The sequence below is a fragment of the Bacillus cereus group sp. Bce041 genome, assembly GCF_052646455.1.
The window spans coordinates 1-12,566 of record NZ_JBQXON010000021.1 but is presented as its reverse complement, the minus strand read 5'-3'; the positions used below and the strand labels follow the sequence as shown (position 1 = coordinate 12,566).

Sequence of the window (12,566 nt, the reverse complement as noted above, 5' to 3'; positions counted from 1 at the left end):
CTTTCTACACAAAAAAGAGGCTAACCCTCATTAGGAGTTAACCACCATTGTGTTTTATCGTACTGTTCTTGTTCATTCGCTACCGTATCATCAATATTTTCCTGACTATTTGCAATTGCTTGCTCATGGGTAGGAGGTAAAATTTTATTAAATTCTGCTCCTTTATTAAATAATGAATCCAGGAGCAGCAAATAGCTTTGGAATTGGCCACGCACTGAATTAGTATGCGCATCATATTTTTCTTGTAACGCCTGTTCTACCTTTCTCCTTAACCAGTAAAGAGTGTGATCTAATACATACTCTTCAGTGTAACCATAGTAAGATGACACGAATTCAATTTGGTCAACTATTGCTTCTAAGAATCCTTCCCAGCCGACGTCTCCTCCTCTGGTACTAGGCTGTCCAACTTGGCCATTAGCTGATCCCAATCCGGAAGAGTCTTGTTGAACACTTTGGCCAACCTTTGGATCGACGAATAGGTCTTTCCCATGTTAATACTCTCAAGATATTCAACAGTAATTTCTAGAATTTCATCATGATCTAGGGATATTGCTTCTTCAGCGTTAATTTCCAATAGAATAGAATGAATTTTAACTAAGTGCTCTGGCTTCATTACACTTAATATTGCGCCCAAGCGCTCCATTACTCCTAATTCATTCATGGCGAATATTTCCCTAATATCTTTCCACAAGCTATTACCATCCTTGCAGATAAATGCCGCAATCTCAAAGAGTTTACTCAATGTAATTTTAGGTAAAGAAAGAACACTACCATCAGATAGTGTTACTTCCCCAATCGTTTTATTTGTATCAATTGCTTTAAAAATCTTTTCCATACCGTACTCCTCCTAGCATCTATATAACTATTAAATTACTTGTTCGATTTCGTAATAAACATTTTCTTCTGTAGCAACGTTACTTTCTGCAAAGGCTTTAAGAGATAAAGGAATTGTTCGTTTTTCTTTTCCCCACGTTTGCTCTTTAGATTCACCAGAAACTTTTACTTTACGTAATACTACAATTGTTAATGCACCTGTTTTTTCGTGTTTACTAATTAACGCTGCAGAACGCATAGGAGCATCGGAAACCGTACCATATCCAATTCTTTTCGTTCCTAGTGCAATAATTGGCGTTACATCAGCCCCTTCTTCTGCAGCAGCTGAGATACCTGTTTCCACAGTAATAGAGCTACCTGATGTTGCAACGATTTTCTTTGTTTCATTGCCTATTTTCAGGAATCCTCCTACTTTGAAATCAGCTCCAACTGCTACTTCTAAAGTAATGATTGTTGCACCAATACCGAGAGCACCTTTAGTTTTAACCGGTGTTCCAAATTTAGGTGAACTTTGAATAATCGCACCACCGATTAAAGCCAACTTTCTATTTTCAATAGAGTTCTCCGCCAGTAATGTACTTACATCATGACTCCATTTTGTAATAGTTGTTTCTGCTGGCCCTTGAATTTGGTCAACTTCCGTTTCTTCCTCATCGTAAGAGCGTGTAACTTTAATTCCTTCCTGAGTGGCTCCTACATCTTCCCAACCGGCTTTAAGAACGTATGTTGTAGGATCAATTAAGTCCTCAATTGACTCTGGTAATTTTGTCCCATATGCAGCAGTTACAAGACGTCCTGGTCCACCTACGATTTTTGTAGAATCAACTTTAAATAATTCAGCCATTATTTAGTTACCTCCTTGAATTTCCATGTATTTTCACTAAGAAGCAGCTTTGCTTCATGTTCTGTAATGTCTTTTCCTATAGTTAGTTCCGTATTCGTATGAATTTGTAAATCATCACGAAAAATTAAATAAGCAGCTCCATTCCCCTCTGCTGGACCTTCACAGAGTAAAATGCGCTGCTTTTTTTCTTTCGTATCTCCTTTTTCTGTTACGGTTTCTTTCTTTTCTTCAGCAACAGCTTTTTGAGCCATACTATCACTCCTTTAAGATCCTAGATGCTCTAAATTTAAATAGCACCAGGCTTCCTCTTTATTTGATTCTTTATCTGTAAAAGGAACGGGATTACTGGTACGTTCACACCAGATAACCTGCAGTTCCTGCACATCTGATATAAAGCGTTCTAATGTATTCATTGCTTTTATAGCTAAATTCATCGCTTCTATATCATCATCCTCAGATCGAGCAATGAGCTGTAAACGTGTATATCCGTTTCCACCTGCCAAACGAATACAAACGCATGGATACTCAGCATCCTCAGGGAATTTATTTCCATAGCAAGTCATGCCGTGTTTTTCTAATAATTTTCGAACAGGTGGTATGGGATTTACATAAGAGCTCATTTTTATCACACACCTATTTAGAAAATACTTTTATAATTCCTTCTGCTCCAGCTTCATGCATATCTGTTTCTGCATTATCTAACCCTCGACCGATAATGTTATATCTTCTCTCAAGGTGTGGAGCATAATGAACGGCAGTTCCGGTTTCCAATTTAGTAACATCTCGTGTTTCTGTAATAATGTTTACTATATCGTCACCAGTAGGCTTAATTGTCCCTCTGCCAGTCTTATTTGTAGCAGGGAAGTCAGTTAATACACTAATAGAGTTGACATAGCGAGAAGAATCTACATGATCCTCATCCACTGTGATGCGCTTCGCTTCTGCTGCAAATGGTTCTCTAGCAGCCTCTACACCCGCCTTACGTGCCTCTTTCAGTTGATTTGCAATAAGCCCCATATTAAAAGAATGCGTAACTTTTAATTTCATCACTTTTTCACCTTCTCAAGTTCGATTTCATAGTGATGTATAGATTTCCTACCGTATATAGGATTTTTTTCAGGAATGCTAAAAACCCCTGCTAGAACAATATCATTAGGGGTTTTTCTCATCCTTATATTTTTCACTTGTACAGCAGCTGCTACATCACCAGACGGAAGCATGAATAGAATGTTTTTTTCTACTGTATCTATACTCTTATCGGTTTTCTCCATCTTTTTACGGATAGTATCCAATCGACAGGGTACATCAGTTATTTCTTGATCTTCATATTGATTACGCCCGTTTTCATCTTTACCGACAATGACGCCCTTTTTAACTAATGTACAGCTATGGATAAGAAGCCGCTTAAAAGCTCTACTACTCATAATTAAAGGCTCCTTAAACGTAACGATACTGTTCCATTACGTTTCTTTTCTGAAATCCATTCATTCAACAACTTTTTAACATTTGGTTTTACATAACCCATTGTTTGTTCTGAATAATTCCCCATCCTTTGGGACTGCACACCTTCTACTGACGCTTCATCAGAATTAACCAAAGCGTAGTATTGCGCTAATTTCAAACAGGCAATTTCAACTTCTTCGGGGATCCCCGGAAACTTTTCTTTATCTTGAAAATCAACAAAGGTTAATGAAAAAATATCGATCTGAGCTTCTACAATATCCATTCGAAGCAGCTTTGGATTTCTCTGCTTCACTTCATCGAATTCAGTGTAATCAATAAGCTGTTCCGGTGTAATAATGGCCATATCAAGCCTCCTGCTCCTGCAACTCAAGAATTAAAGCGATACGCTCATTTTCATTTTTTGTATCTTGAATAAAATCGCCCTGAGTTAAAGAACGAATAATTTCTTCCTGATCCGCTTTAGAAAGCTTTTTTAACGTAGATTCAGTGTGTTTTTCGCCAGATAAAAGGGAAGGCGCATCTTCTTTCTCACCTTCCCTAACTTCGAACAGATCATTATTTTTTAAATACTCGTATGTCTCTTTCTTAACTACCTTTTCGACACCATCGGTAAATATATGGCCATCAATCATATATGTCTTGCCACCTACTAACTTAGCAAAATACAAAACTAATCACCTCACTCTTTTACATTGATAATTTTCGCTACCGCATCTTCTTCCTCAAATTTAGCATCGATTTTTGCAGTTAATACAATGATAAACTTACGCTCACGAATATCTTTATCTACTTCAATGCTAATTTGACGACTCATACCTGTTAAGATGTTTTTCGGGTGCGTTAGAATGATGTCAGATACAGTCTTTTCTGCAGCTACGTAAGGCTGTAACATAGCAATCCCCTGCACCGGTACACCGTAAGCAGAAGGTAAGCCACCGTTGATTGCTGCGTCACCTAATGCTGTTTGACGATTGGACATAGTATCTAAATATTCAACTTCAATTCCTTGTGAAGTATAGAATCTCCAATCTTTCTTATTACGTAAATATTTAGTAGGAACAGCTTTATAACCGTGTTTGAATACTTCTTTTACAAACTCAGCTCCTTTATGATCCACGATGTGAGATGTAGCTTGTTTACGAATACCATTGATTAAAGCTAAATACGGATCACTTGAAGAAACATCACCATTCACAATTAATTCTTCCCAGTCAAGAGCAGCACGTTCTGCAATCATTTGCATAAGCGTCTCCTTCAATTTACCTTTTTCAATGTTGTTTTCCAATGTATCATACGTAATATTAACTTCTGCAATTACTTCTTTTGCTTCTAATTTCACTGTGCTGGTTTGAGGTACAGAACGATCTTTATCCGCTAACGCTTTTCCTTCAACACCAGGACGTAAAATTCTTGATCCAAAGCCTAACTTCTCAACTTTTCGAGAGTCTGATTCCATAGGAACAAATCTTGAATCTTTAATGATTGTTGGTGCTGCTTGAACCATTTTCAAGAAAGCACTTGACTGTTCTGTATTTAGTCGCCCTCCTGTCGCTAAATCTGATAATGTCATAGCTGCTTTTTCGATAATTTTATTATTGTCTAACATATAGTGAATTCCTCCTTATATTTGTGTATTAAAGCACGCCATCCCATAGAGAATTGGATTTTTGAATTTCTTCTTCATGCTGTTCTTCTTGTTTAGAAATACCGCGTGCAACTTCAATATCGCCTAATCGTTTCTCAATTGGCTCTACAGCTTTTTGAATTGCTGCAGTAATAGACTTTGTAAGTTCCTCATTTTTTTCTTCTTCAGGCGTTTCCTCTGTATCCCCTTTCTCTAATGCCTGTAATCGTTGATTAATTGGCTCTACAGCATCTGATATAGCCTTTGTAATATCTTCTAATTTCAATTCGTCTTCCTCCTTATCGCTTACGCGGTCAATAATGTTTTGTAATGCTGTTTGAGCGGTTTCGATATCTGCCATAGAAGCAGCACTAACTTTTCTTCCTGCCTTCTCAATTTCTTCTGTAAGAGTTGTAGCAGGTCTCATTTCTAGTGCTTTCGCAATGGCCACATCGCCACCATCTCGTATTTCTTGGATAATTTCTGTGAAATCTTGAATGGCTTCCAGTAAGCGTTCAAAATCAACCGCTTCATTTGTATAGTTATCCCACCTAGAACTGTAATAAGCACTCTCCATACTGTCCCAAGCAGCCCATACATTACGTAATTGTTGATTTCTAGCGTAGTTGTCTCTTACTTCACCTTTTTCAATAGCAGCTGTGTTTTGCCCATTAAAAAAAGCCCCCATATGTTTCATAAAGGACTTGAAAATTCCATCTTCTGATTTCGATACATCTTCCTGATCTTCCACTTCAGCAGTACCAGCCATGCTATAACCTGTGATTTCACCTTTTTGGATTTTCTCCCATACTTCATCACTAGCCTTAGTAGCAATAACCCATGATCCCTTTTGGATAGTGGTACCGTTGATTTCTAAATCATCCGGAGCTATATAACTTTCCACTATTTCACCTGCTCCTGCTGTAAAGTCATGTTGAGTATCAATATTTTGAGCCTCTTTCATAAATTCATGAGCAGCTTTTTCAATTTCTTCCGCAGTCATGAAATCATTATGGGCATCTGCTACACCAGGTTCATATACGACACCATAAACCAACTTCTGTTCGTCTTCACTTTTCGTTATAATGTCTACTTGCTTTTGGAATGTAGGTCTTTTATCCGCCGATTTAGTTAAGAAAAACTGTTTTTTATTCGCTGCCTTATCTACATAAGAAACATGCGTTATTTTCGCATTTTTCAATTCTCGTACTGTCATTTTCTCACCTCCCTTCAATCTGTAATGAATAGACCTGTCAGTAACCCGAATGTATACGCTACTACAAAGAGCACTGCACCTGTTACAACTTCTTTTTGATATTCACTTAATATGCTTTTTCTCAATTTCCCAATCTCCTTTCAGCAATATACTGCTGTCTTAGAGCTTCTTTATCTTCTTTACTTAATACAATTGTAAGACCGTCTATAACTGGGAATATAACGCAATGACAGTGCATTCTTTCAGCAGGGCTTAATTTCGGTTCTCGCGGGAACATACACGTTTCATCTGAATCTTCTATTTCAAACTCTTCATCAACAGGGACTTCAACACCGTCCATTTTTTGATGATTTGCACGCGGATTACCTTCTTGCCGATCAGTATGTACCCACATCTTTCCTGTAACTGCTGGACTTTGACCATAACTCTCTTGTTGAGCAAAACTCAGAGCTGTTAACACTTCGCTTTTAGCTACACCGGAAGCCCTACCTCTACTAAATACCATTAGGTCCTGCAATGCAGTTATAAGCGCAGAAATAGTTAAATTCCCCTTTATTGCAACTGAAATAGCACCTAATATACCATTCCTCGTAGCAAGAAAGAGAAATGCAGCTAACGTTATTCCCCAGTTTGTAACATCTGCTTCCGTTTGCTCTGATAATTCTTCAAATAAAATATCCGGATCAAGGGATTCCATTATGATTTCACATAAGGCAATGATAATAGGAAGCAGAACCTCATTTGATAAATTGGCCATATCATTTTCAAATGTATCATTTATAAACAAATCTTCTTCAAAGAGATTCAGAATCTCCTCTGAAACAATATCCTCTGCTCCATATGCGTTTAAAGCTTTGCAATAATACTTCAGTTGCTTCCGGAGCAGCTTGGCCAACTTCTTTTCGTACTCTTCATAGAAACTCTGCAGACTGTCCGCACCAGGCATATCATCCGGTAAATCATCTGATATATCCCCATCAGTATCCGCTTCTTTCAATATTGTATTTAGTACGTACAAAGCGCGATTTATTGACTCCATTTATCTCTCACGTCCTCTAATGCATCCCTTACTCCTTTTAACAAATCTACAACTGTAGGATCAAATGATTTCATTATAGGAGTTGTCGTGGGATCTACAGTGATCGGATTAGGCACTTTATTTGTTCCAGCTATTAATTGGAATGGTTTTTCATCTGCTCCCTCATAAGTAAGTGGCTCTAATTCTTTACCTAAAATTTCCCCAACTAAATCGCGTGGATCATTAGGAGTTAGCGACCCATTATTGATTAATGGTATTAACGCTTTTGCTTTTTCGATTGGATCAGAAGTATTAGGCCCTTTTAATATAATAGAGACGTAATGTATTTCTAACGCTTGACAGAATAACGTAGTTAACTTACCGCCAACTATATTCCGTTGTGGTCCGAATACTTGCTCTTCTGTAACTTGTTTTGCAGTCTGCGCAGTTGATTTGTTATAATCCTGGGACTCACCTGTATATAGCGGTGGCAACCTAAACGCAGAGCGTAACTTATCACGCGTCTTTGAGTCGTATTCTAAGAACAATGCATCTTGCTGCAGCATTTCTGCCAAGGATTTTATTTGCACTTTTACAGGCGTTATATCCTCTTCACCGCGCATCTTTTCTTGATCTAAACCTTCTGCTTCTAACAATAAGAATTGATGCGAGTTTTCTACACCTTGTATTTCATTCATATACTTCTCTACAGCATCATACGACTCCGCTGATAATTGACCATTTTCTACAACGATAGCAGCAGGTACGTGACGTCCTTGCTTAAAATAGTAGTAATTCAATTCTTCTGCTTTTCTTGCTCCATACAAAGAAACGAGGTGACCCAAATATCTAGGCTTACCGTATGGAGTAGGACCTATCTTCAGCTGTAAAACTTCCGTTGCCTCATCTCCCTCATTATGTTCGGTTGTAAATTCACCTGTTTGCGAATTCATAAAACGTGGATCACCAAACTCTTTAAAGAATGTTTTGTTTCCGTTTTTCAACTGAACAAACCGACGAAACTTCTTAGGGACTTTCATTTTTACAGGCTTATTCTCACGCATCACAACAAACGTAACATCTACAGGATCAGTATACTTTGTTACTCGTACATCCTCACATTCCATATATACAATAGAACAAGGCTCTCCTGCTCCGTTCCGCAATACTTCCATATAACCGGTTCCTGTCTTCTCCATGTCTGATAAAGACCAGGATAAGATTGTTTCTGGTGTTTCATCAAAACTAAGATATTTTAAGAAGAATCTTAGTTTTTCCCACTCTACATCTGCTTTCTTTTGAATTTCAGTTTTGGCCGCTCTATAGTCAAAAGAATATTCTGGTGATAACCCAAAACCAGATATATTAGTAGTCATCGCCTCTACACATTGCTGCAGAATACTAGAATATTCGGCGATTTTCTTTAACTCTTTAATATTGTGTGGCGGTGGTACAATGCCATCTGTATCGTACATACCACTAAATGCATCGTCATATATCTGTTTAGTAGTTGTCGATGCTCCATCAACCTTAACTACCTTCGCCCTTACTTTACTCACGCTGTTTTACCCTCCCTTCCTTTTCTCTTTCTTTGAGGACGTTTCGAACGATCTCTAATTTTTGGATAGAACGGTGCAAACGCCATTACTACCGCTTCTGCTCGGTCGGGTGATTTTAACCCTCGGTCTTTCATAGCCTTTTTAGGTTCTATTTTTATACGTCCATCACTATTAATTTGATATTTCCTTACAGATAATTGAGCAATTAAATCTTCATCATCCGGTATAGATACAAATTCAAGGCAATTATCTTTGAAATGGCCATACATAACACTGACAATACAGGCATATTCCGCATTACCCTTAGACGCAAAGTTAATAGGTATGACATCAATCGGATAATCATTTTCTGCTACAACTTCCTTTAAACGGTCTGTAACACCGCCACCCACTCCAGTATCATCTATACGAATTGGAATACGTTTTCCGGTTCTTTCACACCATGAAAAGTACTTCTTTGCTTCTTGTATTAATAATCCGGTAACGTACATGGTATCTCTTTGATGATGGACTTGCAGCGGTAGCACTTTCCATCCTCGCCTTGTTGCAATAATCGTCTCATCTGAACCAAAACGAGCAACGTCACAGCCAATTTCTATAACTGCAGTATCAGGGATTAGCTCTTTTACCGTAGCTTCCTCTTCCTCATCTTCAATAATTTCAACCTTGTATACTTCTCTCATTCGTGCTGCTTCTGCAGTTTCTAATGAAATAAATGCATCTGCTTCACCACGTGGGAATTCTCCTTCAACACGAACACGATATACATCGGAACCTTCTCCATATTTTTTCTTGAGCATTTCGATATTCTTCTTACTTGTTCTAGGAGAATCTTCACTAGATACTTTATGTGACTTATATAGTGCTCTGTCTTTATTATGAGAATCAAAAAATACCCCACTAGTTTTAGTCGGGTTTCCACACATAAAAAGCTTATTTTCTGAACCTGATAATGTACCGAGAATCGCTTCCATAATATCATCAGCTATACCTGAAGCTTCATCTGCAATAAATAGCATGTAATCTTCATGAAAACCTTGCATATTTTCAGGACGTGTAGCCGTTTTTGCAGTAGCAAACCAACGATCTTCATAACCTTTCATATAAATCTTGGTTTTCGTCCATTTTAGCAAGTCTTTCACTTGAGAATTGTTAAGCCATTTTGCAATTTCGGCCCAAAGAACGTCATATAATTGCTGTTTTGTAGGAGCAGTGCATATTATTTTAGGATATGGCCTACAACAAAGAAACCAAATACAGATCCATGATTCCATTGCAGTTTTTCCTACCCCTTGGCCAGAACGAACACTTACATGTGAATCATTTGCTATATCATACAGCACTTCTCTTTGCCAAGGATCAGGTTCAACTCCAAGAATATCTTCTACAAACGCCACCGGATCATCTACATATATTTCTAGTAGCTGCGTAATGATGTCCTGCAGTACTTCCTCTTCTGTAGCCAAACCATTAAAATCTATCACTGTTTATTTCCTCAATAATACTTTTCTTGGCATACAAGTTTCATAAGGAGCAATTACACCTTCGTTTTCTAAGCGGTCTATAATATAAGCTGCTACTACATGTCCTACTTGGAATTCCCGGTCTATTTCATAAAGCGAAATCGTTTTTGAGCGCATGACGAACCTTTTAACCTTTTCATAGTAACGATTTACTAAAGTATCAATGCTTATTGCTTTAATCATTTTATGAACCTCCCACTTGCTATTCTTTTTCAGGAGTACCCATATCAACAACCTGAATATCCGAATACGCTCTAAGAATCGCAATAACTTCTTCTTCCCAGTCATCCAGATTGATATACAGTATTAACTTTTGTTTCGAATCATTTCCCCAACCGAACCAACGTTTAATTTGATCTAGAATACCATACGCTAATGACGATTTACTTTTTTCAAATAAACCATTTACAACGTGATATGTGGTTATCTTATCTTCACCGTAATAAATATGACATCCTACCGCAGTCTCATCTTTACAAAAATCTAATCTAACCTCTAAACTTCCACCTTCACGTGAATTATCGATATATTCTTCTATTTCCTTAAATAAGGCTGATACTTTCACATTAATAACATCTGGTAGCTCCAGATATTCTTTGTGGCTTTTCTCTTGTCCTAATACCGTTTCTTTCAAAGTTACATCTGCCGAGTACCGCTTCCCAAAAAATATATCCGATAAATTACTTTTATCGTTAATACTTGAAACTTTAACCTTCATGATTAAATCATCCCTTTCAAAATTATAATTGCGTGTAATTTATATTACACGCTATAATATAGATAATAGCTGACATAACAATGCAGGTTTACCAATCATATGCCTGCATTTATCTACCATAAAATATGGCGTGTAATTAAAAGGAGTGTTTTTATGCATATACTAGATTCATTTATCAATTACGAAAAAGAACATGGAAAAAGCCCCGAAACAATTCGTGGCTACCATTACAAGCTGCTTCACTTCGAAAAATGGCTAGGAGCAGTTGAAACTGATCTATATAATTTTTCTCGTTCTGATGTTCAGCAATACTTAGATGACCTTACTTCACAAAAGAAAAGTGCATCTACCATTAATGGCCATTATGCTGCAATTAGAGCATTCTCTCAGTTCGCTAAGAAAACAGATTGTATTAAAGATATTCGTATAGTTAAAGCACCTAACTTATACCGTGAAGCTCCTGTTGCATTAGAACGAAAAGAAGTACTTCGTATTATGAGAGAAGTGGACCGTAGCGGTAACAAACGCGATAAGGCCATTCTCCTAACTTGTATTTATGCAGGAATTCGAATTGCAGAGTTAGTTGCCCTGGATATAGACGATGTTAAACTTTCTGAAAGACAAGGAACTATTCGAGTACGTCAAGGTAAAGGGAATAAAGAGCGCATCATCCCGTTACATAAAGAAGCACGTTATGCTATTGCAGACTACTTGAAGTCTAGAGAAAGTACCGCAGAAGCTCTCTTCCTAAGTAACAGGCAAACCAGAATTAGTAAAAGACGGGTTCAGCACATTTGCAATGATTACGGAGTAAATCCTCACCAATTCAGACATACATTTGTTACTGATCTCGTTGATGCTGGTATTGATGATAAAACTATTCAAACCTTAACAGGACATGAAAGCCCTGCAATGATTACTCGTTATCGTAGCGTCAGACCAGAAGACAAGCAAAACGCAATCGAAGCGTTGTATAGGGAGCGTGATTAAGCGACTAGGATTCTTTCCTTTTCGCTTTTCTTTTTGCAAAGATATTTTCCAAACTTCCTGCCCATGCTTTTGTCTGTTGCTGTTGATTTCCTGTACTGCCTTTTTCCTTTTCCCATTTTTCTTCTAAAATAGCAAGCTTTCTTTCTTCTATTTCCAATTTACGAGGCGTAATATTGGCCATTGAATCCAATTTTTCAACTGCTTTTAATTTTTTATCCTGAATTCGTGTTAAAGCTTCTTCATGTGCTAAAACAGCAGCAATACGGTCACCTTCAGTCTCTTCTATAGATTGCTCAACCATTTCGTAATCCGTAATAGTCATTGTTCTATATTCATCACTTAATAGATTTTCTACCTGTATTTCTCTTTCTATAGGAGTGCGCGCTGTTAAAGTGCGTTTCTGAACAGGTGTTAAACCTTCACGTATTGCCTTTATACGCTTCATGATAAACATTTCTCGATAAGTATAGAGCTGGATCGCATCAACAAGCTCTTGTATTGGATCAATCTCCTCGATTTGGAGTAGTTGCTTCTCATCTTCATCCAGGGCATCTTGCCATAGGCTGCGATACTCTCCAGTTCTTACTGCATTACCATTACGTAATGGAGCAGCACCACCTTTATTACCCACGGCATTTTTATTACCTAAAGGAGCTGAACCTCCCTTATTACCCACGGCATTTTTATTGCCTGGCTGAGCCCCTTTAGATTTAGGAGCGTTCCTTTTTCTAATAGGAGCGCTCTCTTTGGGTTTAGGAGCGTTCCCTTTCAGCTCT

Annotated in this window: 18 protein-coding genes; 1 reads left to right on the top strand and 17 read right to left on the bottom strand. The window is 37.7% G+C overall.

Features of this window, described 5'->3' with window-relative positions:
- Positions 1–20: 20 nt before the first annotated feature.
- From ACUN13_RS29385 to ACUN13_RS29310, 16 genes are all read right to left on the bottom strand, one after another.
- Complete coding sequence (locus ACUN13_RS29385; protein WP_445424095.1) at positions 21–428, bottom strand: hypothetical protein; 408 nt, start codon at positions 426–428, stop codon at positions 21–23.
- A complete protein-coding gene (locus ACUN13_RS29380; protein ID WP_043935947.1) occupies positions 356–835 on the bottom strand; it encodes a hypothetical protein in 480 nt (159 codons plus the stop codon). The genes ACUN13_RS29385 and ACUN13_RS29380 overlap by 73 nt, the downstream gene beginning before the upstream one ends.
- A 30-nt stretch (positions 836–865) precedes the next feature.
- Entirely contained in the window at positions 866–1,678 is an 813-nt protein-coding gene (locus ACUN13_RS29375) for a phage tail tube protein (protein WP_445424094.1), read from the bottom strand.
- The gene (locus ACUN13_RS29370; protein WP_445424093.1) at positions 1,678–1,929 is read right to left on the bottom strand and encodes a hypothetical protein; all 252 of its coding nucleotides are present in this window, start codon (positions 1,927–1,929) and stop codon (positions 1,678–1,680) included. Before ACUN13_RS29370 ends, ACUN13_RS29375 begins: the two co-directional genes overlap by 1 nt.
- Positions 1,930–1,941: 12 nt before the next feature.
- Positions 1,942–2,298, bottom strand: coding sequence for a hypothetical protein (locus ACUN13_RS29365; protein ID WP_043935953.1), 357 nt, complete (start codon positions 2,296–2,298; stop codon positions 1,942–1,944).
- A gap of 13 nt (positions 2,299–2,311) precedes the next feature.
- Positions 2,312–2,725 (bottom strand): hypothetical protein, encoded by a 414-nt coding sequence (locus ACUN13_RS29360; protein ID WP_445424092.1) that lies wholly within the window; start codon positions 2,723–2,725, stop codon positions 2,312–2,314.
- Positions 2,725–3,102 (bottom strand): hypothetical protein, encoded by a 378-nt coding sequence (locus ACUN13_RS29355; protein WP_445424091.1) that lies wholly within the window; start codon positions 3,100–3,102, stop codon positions 2,725–2,727. Before ACUN13_RS29355 ends, ACUN13_RS29360 begins: the two co-directional genes overlap by 1 nt.
- A 2-nt stretch (positions 3,103–3,104) precedes the next feature.
- Positions 3,105–3,485 carry a protein YqbG gene (gene yqbG, locus ACUN13_RS29350; protein WP_445424090.1) on the bottom strand — a complete coding sequence of 127 codons (381 nt, stop codon included), beginning with the start codon at positions 3,483–3,485 and terminating at the stop codon, positions 3,105–3,107.
- A 1-nt stretch (position 3,486) separates the two neighbouring features.
- Positions 3,487–3,810: a YqbF domain-containing protein gene (locus ACUN13_RS29345; RefSeq protein WP_445424089.1), complete on the bottom strand. Its 324-nt coding sequence runs from the start codon at positions 3,808–3,810 to the stop codon at positions 3,487–3,489.
- Between the two features lie 11 nt (positions 3,811–3,821).
- Positions 3,822–4,748 carry a phage major capsid protein gene (locus ACUN13_RS29340; protein ID WP_445424088.1) on the bottom strand — a complete coding sequence of 309 codons (927 nt, stop codon included), beginning with the start codon at positions 4,746–4,748 and terminating at the stop codon, positions 3,822–3,824.
- Between the two features lie 28 nt (positions 4,749–4,776).
- Complete coding sequence (locus ACUN13_RS29335; RefSeq protein ID WP_445424087.1) at positions 4,777–5,982, bottom strand: XkdF-like putative serine protease domain-containing protein; 1,206 nt, start codon at positions 5,980–5,982, stop codon at positions 4,777–4,779.
- Between the two features lie 121 nt (positions 5,983–6,103).
- On the bottom strand, positions 6,104–7,021 hold the full coding sequence (locus ACUN13_RS29330; protein WP_445424086.1) for a phage minor head protein: 918 nt from the start codon (positions 7,019–7,021) through the stop codon (positions 6,104–6,106).
- On the bottom strand, positions 7,009–8,559 hold the full coding sequence (locus tag ACUN13_RS29325; protein ID WP_445424085.1) for a phage portal protein: 1,551 nt from the start codon (positions 8,557–8,559) through the stop codon (positions 7,009–7,011). Before ACUN13_RS29325 ends, ACUN13_RS29330 begins: the two co-directional genes overlap by 13 nt.
- Positions 8,556–10,025, bottom strand: coding sequence for a DEAD/DEAH box helicase family protein (locus tag ACUN13_RS29320; RefSeq protein ID WP_445424139.1), 1,470 nt, complete (start codon positions 10,023–10,025; stop codon positions 8,556–8,558). Before ACUN13_RS29320 ends, ACUN13_RS29325 begins: the two co-directional genes overlap by 4 nt.
- A gap of 21 nt (positions 10,026–10,046) precedes the next feature.
- A complete protein-coding gene (locus tag ACUN13_RS29315; RefSeq protein WP_445424084.1) occupies positions 10,047–10,265 on the bottom strand; it encodes a DNA translocase FtsK in 219 nt (72 codons plus the stop codon).
- Positions 10,266–10,284: 19 nt separating this feature from the next.
- A complete protein-coding gene (locus ACUN13_RS29310; protein WP_043935967.1) occupies positions 10,285–10,800 on the bottom strand; it encodes a hypothetical protein in 516 nt (171 codons plus the stop codon).
- Between the two features lie 153 nt (positions 10,801–10,953).
- Here ACUN13_RS29310 and ACUN13_RS29305 point away from each other — a divergent pair, with 153 nt between their 5' ends.
- Positions 10,954–11,790: a tyrosine-type recombinase/integrase gene (locus tag ACUN13_RS29305; RefSeq protein WP_445424083.1), complete on the top strand. Its 837-nt coding sequence runs from the start codon at positions 10,954–10,956 to the stop codon at positions 11,788–11,790.
- Positions 11,791–11,794: 4 nt separating this feature from the next.
- Here the strand turns inward: ACUN13_RS29305 and ACUN13_RS29300 are convergent.
- On the bottom strand, positions 11,795–12,566 hold a 772-nt coding region (locus ACUN13_RS29300; protein ID WP_445424082.1), incomplete at its 5' end, for a hypothetical protein.

Bases quoted from the DNA above. Each gene is read 5' to 3' on its own strand.
- ACUN13_RS29355 (WP_445424091.1), bottom strand. From the start codon at position 3,102: ATGAGTAGTAGAGCTTTTAAGCGGCTTCTTATCCATAGCTGTACATTA.
- ACUN13_RS29310 (WP_043935967.1), bottom strand. From the start codon at position 10,800: ATGAAGGTTAAAGTTTCAAGTATTAACGATAAAAGTAATTTATCGGAT.
- ACUN13_RS29365 (WP_043935953.1), bottom strand. From the start codon at position 2,298: ATGAGCTCTTATGTAAATCCCATACCACCTGTTCGAAAATTATTAGAA.
- ACUN13_RS29335 (WP_445424087.1), bottom strand. From the start codon at position 5,982: ATGACAGTACGAGAATTGAAAAATGCGAAAATAACGCATGTTTCTTAT.
- ACUN13_RS29330 (WP_445424086.1), bottom strand. From the start codon at position 7,021: ATGGAGTCAATAAATCGCGCTTTGTACGTACTAAATACAATATTGAAA.
- ACUN13_RS29375 (WP_445424094.1), bottom strand. From the start codon at position 1,678: ATGGCTGAATTATTTAAAGTTGATTCTACAAAAATCGTAGGTGGACCA.
- ACUN13_RS29380 (WP_043935947.1), bottom strand. From the start codon at position 835: ATGGAAAAGATTTTTAAAGCAATTGATACAAATAAAACGATTGGGGAA.
- ACUN13_RS29305 (WP_445424083.1), top strand. From the start codon at position 10,954: ATGCATATACTAGATTCATTTATCAATTACGAAAAAGAACATGGAAAA.
- ACUN13_RS29370 (WP_445424093.1), bottom strand. From the start codon at position 1,929: ATGGCTCAAAAAGCTGTTGCTGAAGAAAAGAAAGAAACCGTAACAGAA.
- yqbG (WP_445424090.1), bottom strand. From the start codon at position 3,485: ATGGCCATTATTACACCGGAACAGCTTATTGATTACACTGAATTCGAT.
- ACUN13_RS29315 (WP_445424084.1), bottom strand. From the start codon at position 10,265: ATGATTAAAGCAATAAGCATTGATACTTTAGTAAATCGTTACTATGAA.
- ACUN13_RS29340 (WP_445424088.1), bottom strand. From the start codon at position 4,748: ATGTTAGACAATAATAAAATTATCGAAAAAGCAGCTATGACATTATCA.
- ACUN13_RS29360 (WP_445424092.1), bottom strand. From the start codon at position 2,725: ATGAAATTAAAAGTTACGCATTCTTTTAATATGGGGCTTATTGCAAAT.